Origin of the sequence: Candidatus Sphingomonas colombiensis (genome assembly GCA_029202845.1) — a bacterium.
In the GTDB taxonomy this organism is placed as follows: Bacteria; Pseudomonadota; Alphaproteobacteria; order Sphingomonadales; family Sphingomonadaceae; genus Sphingomonas; species Sphingomonas colombiensis.
This window is the reverse complement of record CP119315.1, coordinates 1,776,594-1,793,676: the sequence shown is the minus strand read 5'-3', so window position 1 is coordinate 1,793,676 and position 17,083 is coordinate 1,776,594. Positions and strand designations below refer to the sequence as shown.

Genomic DNA, 17,083 nt, shown 5'->3' with positions numbered 1-17,083 from the left:
GGAAATGTTCCGCGATATCGGCGGCGTGGCGTCGGTCGAAACATTGGTGTTCACCGATCGAAAGGCCGCGAGCGACCGGCGCGTGCTGGCAACAATCGCCCGCGCCGATGGCATCTTCATCGCCGGCGGTGATCAATCGCGCTACGTCCGCTTCTGGAAGGATACCCCGGTCGCCCGCGCGCTCGATGCGCATGTCAGGAAAGGCCGCCCGATCGGCGGCACCAGCGCCGGCCTCGCGATCCTCGGTGGGATTGCCTATGGCGCTCTGGACGGGGGGAGCGTTGATTCAATCACCGCGCTCGGCGATCCCGCCGGCCCGGCGATGACGATGGTGCGGGGCTTCCTGCGCATGCCTCATTTGGCGCACATCGTGACCGACACGCATTTCAACAAGCGCGATCGCCTCGGCCGCTTGATCGCCTTCGTCGCCAACGCGCGGAGCACCGGCGACCGCCAGGCGATCGGGCTGGGCATCGATGAGCGCGGGGCGCTATGCGTGGAAAAGAACGGCAGCGCCCGCTTTTATGGTCCCGACGGGACGTTCGCGTGGCTTGTCGAGCCACGAGGCGTGCCCACATTGATACGCGGCGAAGCGCTCGATTGGGGCGGCGTCCGCGTGACGGGCGTCGCACCGGGCCACACTATCGATCTGCGCACGCTGAAAGTGCCCACCCCCGCCTTCGCCAGTACCGCCGCGGTGAGTAACGGCAAGCTGAGCGGCGTGCCCGTGCTGCCGGATCGGCGCTGGGCGCTCGCGATCCACGGCGGCGCCGGCGTGAATCCACGCGGCACACTGACGCCCGAACAGGAGCGTGACTATCGTGACGGGCTGTCGGCAGCGCTTGCCGCCGGGGCGACCGTGCTGAAGGCCGGCGGCAGCGGGCTCGACGCAGTGGAAGCGGCAGTGAAGGTGCTGGAGGATAATCCGCTGTTCAACGCCGGACGCGGCGCCGTGTTCGATGCCGATGGCAAGAACCAGCTCGACGCCGCGATCATGGATGGCGCGTCGCGACGGGCCGGCGCGGTGGCTGGCGTCAGCGCGACCAAGAACCCGATCACGCTTGCGCGCGCGGTGATGGAACACAGCCGCTATGTATTGCTCGCTGGTCCGGGCGCGGACGAGTTCGCGCGTGAACAGGAGGTCGAACAGGTCGACCCATCCCATTTCCGCACCGACAAGCGTTGGGCGGAGCGGACAGCAAGCGCTGACGGCGCGTCACGACCAGCCGGCGCGGTGGGCGCGATTGCGCTCGATATGCACGGCCATCTTGCGGCGGCCACCTCCACCGGCGGGCTGGCGGGCAAGAAATCGGGGCGGATCGGCGACACGCCGATTATCGGTGCCGGCACCTATGCCTTCGATCGCGACTGCGCGGTCTCCGCCACCGGCATCGGCGAATATTTCATTCGCGAAAGCGCCGGCCGGCAATTGTGCGATCGGATCGCATGGCGCGGGCAGAAGGTTGGCGACGCCGCGCGCGACGTGATCTCGGCGATCGACGAACTGGGCGGCGACGGGGGCTTGATCGCAATGGATGGCGACGGAAAGATCGCCTTCGCGATGAACACTGATGGCATGTATCGTGGCAGCGTGACCTCTCAGGAGGGGCCGCGCGTCGCAATTTACGCCGATGAGGTGATCGATGCCCGATAGCCCCGGTCGGACGGTGCACGCCGCGCTCGACGCTCAATTGCTCGCGCTCCTTCGGCAGGATTCGCGAAAGCCTGTATCCGAGCTGGCCGCGATGCTCGGCGTGTCACGCGCGTTGGTCTATGCCGGGATCGCGCGGCTGGAGCAGGACGGCACCATAGACGGCTACACGGTGCGGATCGGCGCCGCCTACGACCAGCGGATGATTCGGGCTCATGTTATGCTGAAGCTGTATCCAAAGCTGGCGCAGATGGCGGTGGATCAACTGGCCGCGATGCCGGAACTCACCGCGCTCTACGCGATCGCCGGCGCGTTCGACATGATCGCGATGATCGAGGCGGTCAGCCCCAGCCGGCTCAACGACGTGATCGACCGCATCGGCATGATCGAGGGGGTTGAGCGGACCACCTCCTCGATCATCCTCGCGACCAAATTGCTGCGTTAGGGGTTCGCCTTCGCGGGAATCCGTGCGGGCGGGGGCGGCACCACCGAGGTCGCCTCGTCCGCGCCCCAGCCGCCGCCGAGCGCGAGGAACAATTGCGCCTGCGTATCCGCCACCCCGGCCTGCGCGGCGGCAAGCGACACCTCCGCATTGGCGAGCGTCGCCTGCGCGCTCAGCAGATTGAGGAATTCGCCGCGCCCGAAGCGAAACAGCTTCTCCGCCTGCGCGGTGGCCGTGGCCGCGCTGTCGCGCGCGCGGCTGAGCGCCGCCACCTGCTCGCGCCCGCGAGCGTAAGCGGACAACGCCGTCTCCACATCGCGCAGCGCCCCGAGCACGGTGCCATCGAACGCCGCGAGCGCCGCATCGGCATTGGCACCGGCCTGCGTGATCTGCGCGCGCACGACGCGGCGGTTGGGGAAAGTCCAGCTCATCAACGGGCCGAGGCTGAAATTGAAATCGTCGCGCTCGCCCAGCGCCGATACCGGCCCGGTATAACCGATCGACCCACCGAAGCTTACTTGCGGATAAAGGCTCGCGGTCACCACGCCGATCCGCGCCGTCGAGGCCGCCAGCCGGCGTTCGGCGGCGCGGATATCGGGGCGGCGACGCAACAGCGCCGCGCCGTCACCGACCGGGAGCGGCCCCGCGAGCGCGGGCAGCGCGGCACAGCTCGCCACGGCACGCGGATAATCCGCCGGAGGATGCCCCGCGAGCGTCGCGAGCTGGTAAAGCGCCGCCTGGCGCTGCGCGACAAGCGTGGGCACCAGCGCCTCGCTCTGCTGAACGGCGGCACGCGCGCGCGTCGTATCGAACGCGGTGCCGCGCCCGCCCCGCTCCAGCCGCCGCGTTACGTCATAGGTCTGCCGCTCGACGCCGAGCACGCGATCAGCCGCCGCGATGCGCAAATTGGCCGCGCAGGCCGCGAGATAGGCCCGCGTCGTCGTCGCCGCGACCGTCACGCGCACCTCGTCACGCACTGCTTCGACGGCAGCCGCATCGGCCTGCGATGCCTCGATCGCGCGGCGGATGCGCCCCGACAGATCGAGCGGGAGCGCCGCACTCAGCCCCGCACTGTACGACAACTCTCCGGTCCACGGCAGCGGGGTGGCATTCGGGCGCACCGGCCCCGCGCTGGCATCGACCGAGGTCTGTACCGTTCGCCCCGCCTCCGTCTGAAGCACCACCGCCGCCGCCGCGCGCAGGTTCGCATCGGCGGCACGCAGATCGGTGTTGGCCGCCAGCGCCTCCGTCACCAGCCCGTCCAGCAGCGGATCGTGATAAAGCCGCCACCAGCGATCCGGAAGCGGCGCATCGGCGAAGGCGGGATCGTGCGCCGCATCGAACTTGCCCTGCGCGGATGGCGCATTGGCGGCCGCGCGATCAGGCCGTTCGTAATTCGGACCGGCGACGCAGCCCGCGAGCAGCGCGGCGCTCGCCAATACGGCTCGCCTCACTTCTTCGGCTCCGTATCCGGCAGGATTGTCACCGTCGCGGTGCGGCCGGACACCAGCCGCAGATCGGCGGGCACGCGATCGAGCTTGATCCGCACGGGAATGCGCTGCGCGAGGCGGACCCAGTTGAAGGTGGGGTTCACATTGGGAAGCAGATTGCCGGTATTGGTCAATTCGCTGTCGCTGATCCCGGCGGAAATGCTTTCGACATGCCCCGCGATCACGCGATCATCGCCCATCAGCTTGATATGCGCCTTGTCGCCGAGGCGGATGCTGCCGAGCTTGGTTTCCTCGAAATAGGCCTCGACGCGCAGGCTGTCGCGATCGACCAGCGCCATCGCCTGCTGCCCCGCCGCGACATAATCGCCGCGATGCAGATCGAGATTGGTGACCGTGCCCGCGACGGATGCCTTTATATTGGTGCGCGACAGATTGAGCCGCGCGGCATCAGCCTGCGCCTCGGCCTGGGCGAGCGTCGCCTCGGCGGTGGCGACCCGCGCGACATTCTGCTCATGCGATTCCGCTGCGACGAGGTTGCCGAGCGCGAGATCGCGCTTCGCCTCGCGCCGCGCCTGCCCCAGCGTGGCGCGGGCGGACTGGATCGCGGCATTCGCCTGCTCCAGCGCGAGCGCGTAACGCGGTCGATCGACGACGAACAGCAGATCGCCGGGATTTACCTGCTGATTGTCGCGCACGCGCACATCGGTGATCAGCCCGCCGACATCGGGCGTGACGCGCACCACATCGGCGCGCACCCGGCCGTCACGCGTCCATGGATCGACCTCGTAGCGGCGCCACAACCATATCGCGATGAGCACGGCCACCGCGACCAGCAACAAGGTGACGGCGATACGGCCAATCGGGGCGAGATAACGATTCATGGCAGCGTAACGTCCGATACGAAAAGAAGCACCAGCAAGCCGAGCACAATGACGAACAGCGCGACATCGACGAGCGGGCGATAGGTGATGAGGCGATAGGCGCCGACCATGCCGAGCATGCGCGTCAAAACGCCGGTGATGACCAGCGCGACGATCGCCAGCACGAGCAAGCCGGGCATATAGACGCCGGCGATATTGACCTCGCCGTTCACGCGGTCACCGGGACGCCATAGGGCGCCGCCATCGGGAACAGATTACGTCGCAACCCGGTCAGCGCGAGCACCGCGCGCCGCCGCACATCAATATCTTCATCATGCGAAAAGGCCTGCATCGCCTGATCGATTCCTTCCAGCAACGCCGCGTCGTCGGGCGGCGGCCGATCGAGTCGCCGCGCGGCATAATAACGCCCTACCCCACGAAGAACCGGGGTGATCAACTCCTCCGCCGGGGCGCCCGCGTCAACCCGCAGATCGCGCAACTGACCGACCGTCACCCCGACGCGCAAATCCTGAAGCGCGTCGAGCATCGGGCGGCCCGGATCGTCGCCCATCGCCGCCAGCCGCGGCGCGAGCAACCCGATCCGATCGAGCATCTTGCTGACCCAGGCGGTGACATCGGACCGACCGGGCAAGTTGCTGCGCCGCGCGATCTCGCGCCAGCCCGCCCGGATGATCCGCGCCACGCTGCGATCCGCGCCGACCACCTGGAACAGCCCCACCGTCACCGCCGCGAACGCGGTGCCGACGATCTGTGCCAGCGCGCCGTTGAGGAAGGCGGCGAAATCGGCGGAATAATGATCGTTCAGTCCGACGATATTGATGAACCCCATCACCGTGCCCGTCGTGATCAGCGCCGCGCGGGGGAGGGTCAACAGGCTGCCGATCACCAGCAGCACCGGCGCGAGCACGACGACGAGCGTGACGAAATCGGTAACGCGCGGCATGATCGCGAAGGCGTAGATCGCCGCCAGCGTGACACCGATGATCGTGCCCCACAGGAAAGACAGGATCATCGGGCGCGGATCGTCGCTCGCGCCGAACAATGCGCAGGCCACGCCGGAGATCAGCACCGCGCCGGCGCCGTCCGCCCAGCCCGATCCGATCCAGAAGGCGCAACCGAGCAGAATCGTCATGGTCGTGCCAAGCGCGGCGCGCAACGCGGCGGGGCGATCACGGTGGAAGGCGCGGCGGGAGGTCTGCGCCAGCGCCGCGGCGACGACCGGGCTCACCGCGCGCCGGCTCGGCGAGCGCATCTGCTCGCGCAGATCACGCACGGCATGATGCGCCGCGATGAGATCGGCCAGCCGCGCGGCGAGACTGAGCAGCAGCGCGTCGCTCCACGCGAGCGGCGCCGCGGCGGTGGGCTCCAGCGCGCGCGCGTCGGCCAGCAACTCGTCGGTCAGCGCCGCCCGTGCCGCGACATCCTGTGGCGGCATGGCAAGCCAGTCCCGAACCCGCGCGATCAACGCCTCCGCCGGCGGGGGCAGCGCATCGATCGCGCGAAGCTGGGCGATGCGATCCTCAGCCGCGCTCGCCAGCGGCAGGATCAACGACAATTGATCCTGAAAAGCGCGCACCGTGCGCACCCGCGGCAGGAAACGCGCGGTATCGAACGGCAGGTGGATGGAAAGCTGATGCAGCTCGTTGATATCGAGCGCCAGCCGCCGCCGATCGCGATCGAGCATTTCATCGCGCGCTTCGCCCAACGCGTCACGCGTCCAGCGCTCCACGTCGCCCAGGATCGCCTCGATCCGGGTCAGCAACTGGCTGGTCACGGATTGCGGGAGGATCACCGCCTGCACCAAACTGCCGCACAGGATGCCGAGCGAGATCTCCTGCACACGCAACAGCGCGGTGGTGAACACCGCCCCCGGTGCCTCGACGCTCGGGAAACCGATGATGCTCGCGGTATAACCCGCAAGCAGGAAGATGTAGCTGCGCGGGGTGCGGTCCTGCAGCGAGATATAGAGGCACAGCCCGAGCCACAGCCCCAGCCCCAGCGACAACAGTTCGGGCGCGTTGACCAGATTGGGCACCAGCAGCACCGCCGCGGTGGCGCCGAGCGCGGTGCCGATCAGGCGGAAGATCGCCTTGGAAACGGCGGCCCCGGCCAGCGGCTGCGCCACGATATAGGAGGTGGCGACCGCCCAATAAGGCCGCGTCAATCCGATCCGCAACGCGATCCAATAGGCCAGCATCGCGCCGATGAAACACTTCACCGAGAAGAGCGCGGCGTTGACGGCCCAACGCCGCGTCAAGCCCCGTCTCCCCGCAAGCGGGGCGAGACAATGGCGACTGGATCGGGAACGGAGAACAAACGCAACCTCGAACGACTCTGCGTGAATCGTGCCTAGGACTGTGGACGCTCCAGAACAACATAATCCGGAAAATCATATGGCGCATGTCGCACCGACACCGCGCCCCCTTGCGCCGCCTCGCGCAAAGTCTCACCCCTGCCGCCATGCCCCACAGCGGGCGACTCCATCGAAGGAATTGCTTGATGGCATTTCGTTTTCTCATCTCGTCCGCCCTGTTAGCGGGCACCGCGTGCCTGGCCTTGCCCGCAGCGGCGCAATCCGGGCGCGCCAATCCGTTCGCCGCGCCGAGCACGCTGCCGTTCCAGGCGCCGCGCTTCGATCAGATCAACGACAGCGATTATCAGCCGGCGTTCGACACGGCGATGCAGCAACAGCTCGCCGAAGTGGCGAAGATCGCCGATAATCCGGCCGCACCAACCTTCGACAACACGATCGTCGCGCTGGAACGATCGGGCCGGATGCTGGAGCGGGTAAACCTCGCCTTCTTCGGTGTGGTGCAGGCCAACACCAACGACACGCTGGACAAGGTGCAGGAAGCCGTCGCGCCCAAATTGTCGCAGCATCAGGACGCGATCAACCTCAACCCGAAACTGTTCCGCCGCGTGAAGGCCGTGTGGGACAAGCGCGCCGCGCTGAAGCTGACGCCGGAACAGGCGCAGGTGCTGAAGGTCTATTATGACGGCTTCGTCCATGCCGGCGCGGAGCTTTCCGCCGCCGATCAGGTGAAGCTCAAGGAATACAACACCAAGCTCGCCGGGCTGGAAACGAGCTTCCAGCAGAAGCTGCTCGCCGCCGCCAAGGCCGGTGCGCTCGTGGTCGACGACAAGGCGAAGCTCGCCGGGCTGGACGATGGCCAGATCGCCGCCGCCGGGAGCGCGGCGCACGATCGCAAGCTCGACGGCAAATGGGTGATTCCGCTTCAGAACACCACCCAGCAGCCCAGCCTGGAAGACATGACCGATCGCACGACGCGCGAGGCATTGTTCAACAGCGGCTGGACCCGCGCCGAAAAGGGCGATGCCAACGACACGCGCACCGCGATCCAGCAGATCGCGCAACTCCGCGCCGAAAAGGCCAAGCTGCTCGGCTATCCGAACTGGGCAGCCTACACGCTGTACGATCAGATGGCCCGCACGCCGGAAGCCGCTTCCGGCTTCATGCGCCAGCTCGCCGCCGCGACCGCCCCGGCGCAGAAGCAGGAAGCGGCCGAGCTTCAGGCCCAGATCGACGCGACCGGCGGCAAATTCCAGCTCAAGCCATGGGATTGGGATCATTATTCCGCGCAGGTGCGCAAGGCGAAATACGATCTCGATCAAAATGAGATCAAACCGTATTTCGAACTGAAGACGGTGCTGGAGGATGGCGTATTCTATGCCGCCAACCAGCTTTACGGGATCACGTTCAAGAAACGCACCGACATCCCGGTCTATCAACCGGACGTTACGGTCTACACCGTTTACGACAAGGACGGATCAGAACTCGGCCTGATGTATTTCGACTATTTCAAGCGCGACAACAAAAACGGCGGCGCGTGGATGTCGAACTTCGTCAACCAATCCAAACTGCTGGGCACCAAGCCGGTGGTTTACAACGTCGCCAATTTCACCAAGCCCGCCACGGGCCAGCCCGCGCTGATCAGCTCGGATGACGTGACGACGATGTTCCACGAATTCGGCCACGCGCTGCACGGGCTGTTCGCGAGCCAGACCTATCCGGCGGTATCCGGCACGAATGTCGCGCGCGATTTCGTGGAATTCCCGTCGCAGTTCAACGAGCATTGGGCGTGGGATCCGAAGGTGCTGGCGCATTACGCCAAGGATTATCGTACCGGCGCGCCAATGCCCGCCACATTGGTCGACAAGATCAAGAAGGCCGCGAAGTTCAACCAGGGTTATGCGCTGGGCGAGGTCGTCGCGGCCGCGATGCTCGACATGGACTGGCATTCGCTGCCCGCCGGATCGCCGAAACAGGATGTCGACGCGTTCGAGGCGAAGTCGCTCGCCGCGACCGGGCTGGACGTGACGGACGTGCCGCCGCGTTATCGCAGCAGCTATTTCCTGCACATCTGGTCGAACGGCTATTCGGCCGGTTACTACGCCTATCTATGGACGCAGATGCTGGAGCATGACGCTTATCACTGGTTCATGGCCAATGGCGGGATGAACCGCGAGAACGGCCAGCGTTTCCGCGACATGATCCTGAGCAAGGGCCATACCGAGGATTACGCGCCGATGTTCAAGGCGTTCTACGGCAAGGATCCGGATGTCGGCCCGATGCTGGAAGAGCATGGCCTGACGGCGCCGACGAAATAGCGCGACGGAACCGGGCGGCCGCATCACGCGACCGCCCGGCCCGCCCATATCTTACTTTGCGAGGCCGGCCGCACCGATGACGGTGGCGAGGCTCATCGTCATGTAACGCACGGTATCCTCGCGATCGAGCTTCAGCCGCTCGTCGGGGGAGTGCGAACGCTCGGAGGCGAAGCCCGATCCGATCGTGACCGCCGGAATGCCGAGGCTCATCGCCATATTGGCATCGGTCGAGCTGCTCTCCAGCGCGGGCTGGCCACCGCCCAGCGCGATCGCGGCATAAGCGGTCTGCACCAGCGCATTATCGTCGGCGGTATGGCCGACCGGGCGATCGCCGATCAGCTTCGCCTCATAGCTGATCTTGCCGCGCGCCGTGGAGCGGGCGGCGTTCTCGCGATCCACCGCGCCGGGCAGGATCGAATGGAGATAGGCGTCCGCCTTCGCCAGTTCGTCCTTGCTCTCGGAGCGCATGTCCACCGTCATCGCGGTTTCGAACGGGATCGAGTTGACCGAGGTGCCCCCCTCGACCACGCCGACGTTGAACGTGGTGCGCGGCTTCGCCGGCACCTTCATCTTGCCGAATTCGACCATCGCGTCGCCCATCGCGAAGGCCGGGCTGACCAGCCCGAACGCGCCATAGCTGTGCCCGCCCGGCCCCTTGAAGGTGACCTTGTACCGCTTCGACCCGACGCCGCCGTTGGTCACGCGATCGCGGCCCGGCTCGACCGAGATGAACTGCGCGATGCGGTCCTTGTATTTGCCCTTGGTGAACAGGTGCCGCATCCCGCGCAGGTCGCCCGGCCCTTCCTCGCCGACATCGCCCATGAACAGGATGTCGCTCTTGGTGCGGATGCCCGCCTTGTCGAGCGCGCGGATGAAGGCCAGCAGCACCGGCAGGCTGCTGGTATCGTCGCCGATGCCCGGCGCGAGGAGGTAATCGCCCTCGCGGCGCACCTTGATCGGCGTGCCTTCGGGGAAAACCGTATCGAGGTGCGCCGCGACGACCAGCAGCGGGCCGCCGCCGGTGCCCTTGCGCAGCCCCATCACATTGCCCTCGGCATCCATCTCCACGTCCTGAAGACCGGCGGCGCGCAGCATCTCCAGATAAGCGGCGGCGCGCGTCGCTTCCTTGAACGGCGGTGCGGGGATTTCGGTCAGCGTGGTGATCTCGCTGACCATGCGATCATAATCCGCCGCGAGCGACTTGCGCGCGACATCGAACGGACGGCTGGCATAAAGCGCGCGCATCGCGCTTTCGGCGCCCGCCGCGGGCTTGGCGGCCACGGGCGTCGCGCCGAGCATGGCGAAAACCGGCAGGCACGTGGAAAAGGCAAGCTGGAAACGATTCATCTGGTCCCCCAATTATCTCTGCGAGCTTACCTAGCTCATTTTCCCGCGCTGGAAACGCGAATGACGCCGATGCCCTTTTCGATAGCGATCTTCGTGCCGAACGGCGCGGAAAGCCGCGCAAGACGGGCGAGAATGCGCGCGCCGACGGTCGCGTCCGCCAGATGCGGCACGCCACGCTCCGCGCCCGTCGCGCTCACCCCGAGATCGACCGGATAGAGGCGGATCTCCGCGATCTGCCCATCGACGTAACGGCTTTCGGCGATCACCGATTCATAGAGATTGGGATCGCCGAAGATCGCCGAGCCGCGCGCCTGAAGGAATTCCGGCGCGGTCACGTCGGACGGATTGACGCCGAACTGCTCGTACATGTCGGCCGGCAGGTGATCGAGCGAGTTGTTCATCATCGCGAAGTTGCCGAGCGAATAGAAGATCGGCTTGCCCTTGTAGATCTCGATCCCGCGCAGCTGGTGCGGGCCATGGGCGATGAACGAATCCGCGCCCTCTTCGATCGCGCGATGCGCGAAATCGACGGTGAAAGCGGGCGGCTCCTGCGTCGCTTCATTGGGCTCGTGATTGTGGAACGAGAAGACGACGAAATTTCCGTTCTGCTTCGCCTGACGGATCGAGCGCAGATTGCCCGCCTCGTCCTTCTTGTTCGGCTCATATTCGATCGTCACCGGCGCCTGCGGCGACGGCGTGGCGCGATAAATGCGTTCGCCGAGCTTCACCGCCGCATCCAGCTTCGTGCCCGCGATGCGCGCCAGCACGGCGAGATCGGCATCGGAAACCAACCCGATCTCCGTCGTGCGGATCACATTGGCGCCCGGCCGCCCCGGCACCATGCCGAGCGGATCCGCCGCCGGCGTCATCGGCGTAAAGGTGGACGTGGCGGAGACCAGCCCGATGCGACCATGCGGCGCATCGAGGAATTTCGGCGCGCGCGCTTCGGCCATGGTGCGCCCGGTGCCGGCGTGGACCAGCTTCGCCGCGTCGAGCCGCTTGTTCGTCTCGATCAGCCCTTCCGCGCCCCAATCGGTCGCATGGTTGTTCGCGGTGCTGACGATATCGAAGCCCATCGACACGAGATCGTCGACCACCTTCGGATCGCCGAGCATCCAGGTGCCGCCGGATTCCGCCTGCGGCGCGCCCTTGAAGGTGGGCAGATCGAAGACGACTTCCTCGAAATTGCCGAAAGTCACGTCCGCGCGACGCAGGATGCGGAGCATTTCCGGCGACTTCTTCTCGATCGTCGCGAGCATCGGGCGAAGATAGATCAGATCACCGACGGCGGTGAGCGTGAACTGGCCCGCGATCGGCGTGCTCGGCACCGGCGTGATCGTCAGCGCGTCGCGCTCCTTCGCCATCGCCGGCGTGACGATCGTGGTCATCGCCACCGCCGCCGCCGCGAGCGCGACACGCGAAGCCGCCATCCATCCCAAACGCCCAGCCGCCATCTGCCATTCTCCCGTTTTTCGATGCGACGCAGGAAATCCTGCGCAAACTACGAAGCCGGTCTAGGCGGAATCACTGTCATCAACCTGTCACGCCAATGAGGCGGTTCGGCTATCGCGCCGCGCGAAAATCCACGACGACGCGCAGACCCGTGCCGTTTTCGGGCGACGCGAGCACGACGCTGGCCCCCATCCGTTCCGCCAGCGCGCGAACGATCGGCAGGCCCAGCCCGCTGCCGGGCGGGGCATCCTCCCGCGCGACGCGATAGAAGCGTTCCCACACCTTTTCCCGCTCGCTTTCGGGAATGCCGGGGCCGTCATCCTCCACGACGAGGCGCGCGCTGCCGGGCTGCCGCTCGATCGCGACCCGCACCGTCCCGCCGGGTCGATTATAGCGGATCGCATTGTCGATCAGATTGCCGGCAAGCTCTGCCGCAAGGCCAGGATCTCCCAGCGCCTGAACCGGCCCATCGGCGGCGAACAGGATGTCGATCCCGTCATCCTCCCCTTGCGCGGCGCGATCCGTGGTTACCCGCCCGGCAAGCGCGGTGAGATCGAACCGCTGGTGCGGCGCGATCGACTGCTCCTCGGTACGCGCCAGCGCGATCAGCTGGAGCAGCAGCCGTTCGAGCGATTCCACAGCATAGGTGATGTCGCAGATCGCGGCACTTGCCGTCGGCGCATGTGGCCCCGCGCGGCGCAGCACATCGAGATGCACGCGCGCCACCGCCAGCGGCGTGCGCATCTGGTGCGAGGCGCTGGAGGTGAATTGCCGCAGCGACTCATTCACTTTCTCCAGCCGCGTCATCAGCCCGTTGAAGGATTCGACGAAGGGCACCGTCTCGCGCGGCATGTCCGGCTGAAGCGTCAGGCGAAACTGCGGCGCGGGATCGGTCTGCGCGGCACGCACCTGCCGCGTCAGCGCAGCGAACGGACGCAGCCCCCAGCCGATCGCCAGCCACACCAGCAGCCCCGCGACGAACAGCACCAGCACGCCTTCCGCCGCGATCTGCGCGAAATAGCCGTAATTGTAGATGCGCTGATCATCGACATAATCGGCGATCTGAATCACGACGAGTTCGCCATTATCCTGCAACCGGCGTGTTTCGGTGGCAATCCGCGCCGGGCGGCCGTGCAACATGCCATCGCGCAGATAGGCGGCCTGCCGCACATTATCGGCATCCTCGGCATCGATATAGCCGCGCACCATCGGCGTATCGCGCGCCTGTTTCGCGAATTCGGCGGGCGGATGGCGATCGACCACGCCGTCGTCCGTCACGTGATAATCCGCCGGCGGGCGCAGCGCGGGATCGCCCATCAGCACCTGTTGCCCGTGATAGACGCTGAAATTCACCACCGGCCGCGCGCGTCGCTTGAGCAGGTGGATGATCAGCGGGGCGATCTTCTGCCGCACTTCCGGCGGCTGGTCATATGCGAGGCTGAGCGTGCGGACCGAGCCCACGAGCACGCGATCGAGCGTATCCAGATCGGTGTTCCGCACCGCCCAGCCGGTGATCCCGGTAAGCAGCGTGACGAGCAGGGTCAGCGGCAGCATCACCGCGACGATCAGCCGCCCCTGCAAGGATTTGTAACGGCGCTGCATCCCGTTCACGCCGCCTCGATCATATAGCCGAGGCCGCGCACGGTGCGGATCGCGGGGCCCTTGTCGCCGAGCTTGCGCCGCAGCCGGCCGACATAAACCTCCAGCGCGTTGATCCCGACATTATCGTCGAAGCTGAACACCTCGGCGGAAAGCTGTTCCTTGCCGACCAGCCGGCCGGGGCGCGTCATCAGCGTTTCGAGCACCGCCAGCTCGCGCGGACGCAGCGGCACCGCCACCCCCTCCAGCAATACGCTACGGCTCGAACGATCGAACTCCAGCGCGCCCAGACGCAGCACGGGCGCCGGCGTGCCGTGCGCGCGGCGCATCAGCGCACGGACGCGGGAATGCAGCTCGCGCGGATCGAACGGCTTGACCATGTAATCATCCGCGCCACGGTCGAGCCCGAGGATACGATCGTCGATCCGATCGCGCGCCGTCAGGATCAGGATCGGTGTCGCCACCCCGATCTGACGCAGCCGATGCAACAGGTCGATTCCGTCCATTCCCGGCAGCCCCAGATCGAGCACGATCGCGGCATAAGGCTCGCTCGGCGCGATCATCAGCGCATCCTCGCCCGTGCCGAAGATGTCGACCGACAGCCCCTCGGACTCCAGCGACGATGCGATGCCGCGCGCCAGCGCGGCGTCATCCTCGACCAGCATGATGCGCATTTCCGCCTCCATCGGGCGCAATCGCCCGGCCATTGTCCCGCCCCTTTGTGTGGATTTTCTGATTCCGGCCCGCACATGGCGGCGCCTCCAGCCTTGCGTTCTCATCCCCGCTCGGCCCCGTCAACCCACGGGCCCACTCACCTCGTCGCCATATGCGAAAAGGGGCGACCGCATCGCGACCGCCCCTTTTCTTCATTCAGTCATCGGCATGTGGCTCAGAAATGAACCTTCGCACCGACGTTCAGATAACGACCGATCGAATCGTAGAAGACCGAGCCGTAGGTGGTGAGCGGCGGCTTGCGATCGAACACGTTGTTCACGCTCGCGAACAGCGTGAAGCCACCGATCGTCGTCTGGCCGCCCAGATCGAAATAGGTGCGGCTGGTGATCTTGTTGTTCGCCAGATCGAGCGTGTGATCATAATCGCCACCGCCGACATAGCGCACGCGCGCGTCGATCGAGAAGTCGCTGTTCGCATAGCTGATCGAGCCATTGCCGCGCCACTTCGGCGTGCCGAAGTTGACGCCATCGCCCACATCGCCGGCGCGCTGGATCACCGCCACGCCATTGTTGATCTCCACCTTCGGCACATAAGTCGCCAGCACCCGGAAGCGCAGCGCGCCCGGCAGGTTGCTGACGCGGCTCATCGGCAGCGTGTACGACGCTTCCATGTCGAGCCCGCGCGTCTTGTATTCGGCGAGGTTGATGTAGGTCGAACGGATCGTGGTCGGCGCGCCGTTCGCGTCACGCGTGATCTGCGCGCAGGCATTGGCGTTGCCCAGGCCGCAGCTCGTGATGATGTCCTGCGCGCTGAGCGAAACGATCGCGTCCTTGATGTCGATCTGATAATAATCGACCGACAGGTTGAGGCCCGGCACCATGGTCGGCGTGAACACCGCGCCGAGCGTCAGCGTGCTGCCGATTTCCGGGCGCAGGTTCGGGTTGCCGCCGGTAAAGCGGGCGACGTTGTTGTAGGTGTTGCCGTTCTCCGCGACCGAGAAGAAGCTCGTCGCCTGCGTGGTGAACAGCTCCGTCAGGCTGCCCGAGCGGATGTCACGCGAACGCGATGCGCGCAACAGCAGGTTGTTGAAGATGCGATCGGTGACGCCGAGCTTCCACGACCAGATGCCGCCGGACGTGCTATAATGGCTGTAGCGCGCCGCGCCGTTGATATCGAGCTTGCTGAACGACTGATCGAGCAGCGGGATCGCGATTTCGCCGAAACCTTCCTGCACGTTGAACCCGCCGTTGAGCGGCGAGAAGTTGAAACGGCTGAACCCCTTCGCCGCCGACACCGGATCGAGCGAGTTGGTCGTCATGCTTTCCCAGCGCGCCTCGCCACCGACGGCGACCGATACCGGCCCCGCCCAGGTGTTGAACGCATCGCCACGCAGGCTGAAGCCGGTCGTGTCGAGCTTGGTGGTGTAAACCACGCTCGCCTGGTTGCCGAACACATAGCTCACCGCCGCCGGATCGGCGCGGCCCGCGCCGAGGATGTTGAGCGGGCGGCAGGCGGTGTTCGGATCGCTCAGCGCGACCGAGCAGACGATCTTGCCATTGCCGTCATACACCGCGTCGAGCGCATTGGTGAGGTTCGCGCCGGTGATCTGGTTGTCATAGCTTTGCGCGTTGCGCATTTCGCCATGCGCATAATAGGCGCTGTACTTCCAGTTGCCGTCGCCGATCGTGCCGTCGACACCGATCGCGCCCTCAACGTTGCGGCGGCTGAACCCGAAGGTCCGCATGCCGTAATCCTCGAACACGCGGCCGACCGAGATCGTGTCAGTCGCGCCGATCTGACCGCCCAGCGCCTGCTGCACGAACGGGTTGCTGCCCTTCAGCGTGTAGGTGCCGGTTTCGGCATAGAACGGATATTTCGCCCAGATGCGGCTGAACGTCGCATCGGCCCAGAACTTCGCCTGACCAACGTCAAAGCTGACGCGGGCATAGGAATTGTAACGCTGATACGGGTTGGTCAGCGTGTGCTCGCTGTTCGACGAAACGCCCTCGCCGCCGACCATCGACGTGCCGCTGACCTGACCGAACCGGAACGGACGCATCGAACCATCGGCGTTGAAGGTCTGCCCGATCAGCCCGTTCGGCGCACCGTTGACGCCGGTGATCAGGCCGTTCGTGCCGTAGTTCGAATAGAAAACGTCGTGCGACAGGATCAGCTTGTGGCCGTTCACGCCGCCGACCGGCGCGAACAGATCGGTGCTGCCGACGTTCGGGCGCGAGAAGCGATCGAAGATGCCCTCGTCCTGCTGGTATTCGCCGCCGATCATGAAGTGACCGCGGCCGCCGGCGAAGCTGGTGCCGAACGAGCCGTTGAAGCTGTAGCGATGGCCGTCGCCGCGCGAGGAGATGCCGTTCTGCGCGCCGACCGTCAGGCCCTGGAGCTTGTCGTCGAGGATCAGGTTGACCACGCCGCCGACCGCGCCCGAGCCCCAGGCCGCGCTCGCGCCGCCGGTTACGACTTCAACGCGCTTCACCATGTTCTGCGGGATCGTGTTCAGATCGGCCGAGCCGGTGAAGCGACGGTTGTTGAGCAGCGTCAGGGTGCGCGTCACGCCAAGGCCGCGAAGATCCATCGCGGACGCCGAGGAATTGGTGTTCGCAACGGTGCTCGTCGGGCTCTGCGTCGCACGGAACTGCGGCAGATCGTTGAGCGCCTGCGCGATGCTCGGACGGGCGCCAATCTGCAGCTCGGCCTCACCCACCACGGTGGTCGGCGTCGGCGCGTCGAAGCCGGCCTTGTCGATGCGCGACCCGGTCACGACGATATCGGCGGACGCGTCGGCGGACGCATCGGCCGCCACCGGCGCCGGCGCCGGCACTGTTTGCGCCAGTGCCACGCCGCCGAGCAGCGACGAGATGATCAGGGTGGTTCCAGCGGTACCCCGCAGAAGCGCATGGCGCAGGCTGTCACGACGGATCGACATAAGCATATCCCTTTA

General features: G+C 66.1%; 12 protein-coding genes. 3 read left to right on the top strand and 9 right to left on the bottom strand.

Translation table 11 applies throughout. The features are described from left to right. The first annotated feature begins 4 nt into the window (after positions 1–4). Together P0Y64_08505 and P0Y64_08500 are read left to right on the top strand one after the other, a co-directional pair. Positions 5–1,654, top strand: coding sequence for an isoaspartyl peptidase/L-asparaginase (locus P0Y64_08505; GenBank protein WEK44798.1), 1,650 nt, complete (start codon positions 5–7; stop codon positions 1,652–1,654). Then, the gene (locus P0Y64_08500) at positions 1,644–2,096 is read left to right on the top strand and encodes an Lrp/AsnC family transcriptional regulator (GenBank protein ID WEK44797.1); all 453 of its coding nucleotides are present in this window, start codon (positions 1,644–1,646) and stop codon (positions 2,094–2,096) included. Before P0Y64_08505 ends, P0Y64_08500 begins: the two co-directional genes overlap by 11 nt. Here the strand turns inward: P0Y64_08500 and P0Y64_08495 are convergent. From P0Y64_08495 to P0Y64_08480, 4 genes are read right to left on the bottom strand one after another with little or no spacing between them, the layout of a single operon-like run. After that, the gene (locus P0Y64_08495; GenBank protein WEK44796.1) at positions 2,093–3,547 is read right to left on the bottom strand and encodes a TolC family protein; all 1,455 of its coding nucleotides are present in this window, start codon (positions 3,545–3,547) and stop codon (positions 2,093–2,095) included. The two genes, P0Y64_08500 and P0Y64_08495, sit on opposite strands and share 4 nt — an antisense overlap. Next, positions 3,544–4,425, bottom strand: a complete 882-nt coding sequence (locus P0Y64_08490; GenBank protein ID WEK44795.1) for an efflux RND transporter periplasmic adaptor subunit — start codon at positions 4,423–4,425, stop codon at positions 3,544–3,546. The genes P0Y64_08495 and P0Y64_08490 overlap by 4 nt, the downstream gene beginning before the upstream one ends. After that, a complete protein-coding gene (locus P0Y64_08485; protein ID WEK44794.1) occupies positions 4,422–4,637 on the bottom strand; it encodes a DUF1656 domain-containing protein in 216 nt (71 codons plus the stop codon). The genes P0Y64_08490 and P0Y64_08485 overlap by 4 nt, the downstream gene beginning before the upstream one ends. Continuing rightward, the gene (locus tag P0Y64_08480; protein WEK44793.1) at positions 4,634–6,682 is read right to left on the bottom strand and encodes an FUSC family protein; all 2,049 of its coding nucleotides are present in this window, start codon (positions 6,680–6,682) and stop codon (positions 4,634–4,636) included. Before P0Y64_08480 ends, P0Y64_08485 begins: the two co-directional genes overlap by 4 nt. A 242-nt stretch (positions 6,683–6,924) precedes the next feature. Here P0Y64_08480 and P0Y64_08475 point away from each other — a divergent pair, with 242 nt between their 5' ends. Then, complete coding sequence (locus tag P0Y64_08475) at positions 6,925–9,054, top strand: M3 family metallopeptidase (GenBank protein ID WEK44792.1); 2,130 nt, start codon at positions 6,925–6,927, stop codon at positions 9,052–9,054. A gap of 51 nt (positions 9,055–9,105) precedes the next feature. Here the strand turns inward: P0Y64_08475 and P0Y64_08470 are convergent, their stop codons facing one another. The 5 genes from P0Y64_08470 to P0Y64_08450 form a co-directional block, all read right to left on the bottom strand. After that, on the bottom strand, positions 9,106–10,401 hold the full coding sequence (locus P0Y64_08470; protein WEK44791.1) for a M20/M25/M40 family metallo-hydrolase: 1,296 nt from the start codon (positions 10,399–10,401) through the stop codon (positions 9,106–9,108). A gap of 35 nt (positions 10,402–10,436) precedes the next feature. Continuing rightward, complete coding sequence (locus P0Y64_08465) at positions 10,437–11,855, bottom strand: CapA family protein (GenBank protein WEK44790.1); 1,419 nt, start codon at positions 11,853–11,855, stop codon at positions 10,437–10,439. A gap of 109 nt (positions 11,856–11,964) precedes the next feature. Continuing rightward, on the bottom strand, positions 11,965–13,455 hold the full coding sequence (locus tag P0Y64_08460) for a HAMP domain-containing sensor histidine kinase (protein ID WEK45014.1): 1,491 nt from the start codon (positions 13,453–13,455) through the stop codon (positions 11,965–11,967). Positions 13,456–13,460: 5 nt separating this feature from the next. Next, complete coding sequence (locus P0Y64_08455) at positions 13,461–14,126, bottom strand: response regulator (protein WEK45013.1); 666 nt, start codon at positions 14,124–14,126, stop codon at positions 13,461–13,463. A 215-nt stretch (positions 14,127–14,341) separates the two neighbouring features. Next, positions 14,342–17,068, bottom strand: a complete 2,727-nt coding sequence (locus P0Y64_08450; GenBank protein WEK44789.1) for a TonB-dependent receptor — start codon at positions 17,066–17,068, stop codon at positions 14,342–14,344. Positions 17,069–17,083 lie beyond the last annotated feature (15 nt).

What these genes read in the sequence shown, in the direction of transcription:
- P0Y64_08450 (WEK44789.1), bottom strand. Translation starts at nt 17,068, where the DNA reads ATGTCGATCCGTCGTGACAGCCTGCGCCATGCGCTTCTGCGGGGTACC.
- P0Y64_08455 (WEK45013.1), bottom strand. Translation starts at nt 14,126, where the DNA reads ATGCGCATCATGCTGGTCGAGGATGACGCCGCGCTGGCGCGCGGCATC.
- P0Y64_08500 (WEK44797.1), top strand. Translation starts at nt 1,644, where the DNA reads ATGCCCGATAGCCCCGGTCGGACGGTGCACGCCGCGCTCGACGCTCAA.
- P0Y64_08505 (WEK44798.1), top strand. Translation starts at nt 5, where the DNA reads ATGTTCCGCGATATCGGCGGCGTGGCGTCGGTCGAAACATTGGTGTTC.
- P0Y64_08475 (WEK44792.1), top strand. Translation starts at nt 6,925, where the DNA reads ATGGCATTTCGTTTTCTCATCTCGTCCGCCCTGTTAGCGGGCACCGCG.
- P0Y64_08465 (WEK44790.1), bottom strand. Translation starts at nt 11,855, where the DNA reads ATGGCGGCTGGGCGTTTGGGATGGATGGCGGCTTCGCGTGTCGCGCTC.
- P0Y64_08460 (WEK45014.1), bottom strand. Translation starts at nt 13,455, where the DNA reads ATGCAGCGCCGTTACAAATCCTTGCAGGGGCGGCTGATCGTCGCGGTG.
- P0Y64_08470 (WEK44791.1), bottom strand. Translation starts at nt 10,401, where the DNA reads ATGAATCGTTTCCAGCTTGCCTTTTCCACGTGCCTGCCGGTTTTCGCC.
- P0Y64_08490 (WEK44795.1), bottom strand. Translation starts at nt 4,425, where the DNA reads ATGAATCGTTATCTCGCCCCGATTGGCCGTATCGCCGTCACCTTGTTG.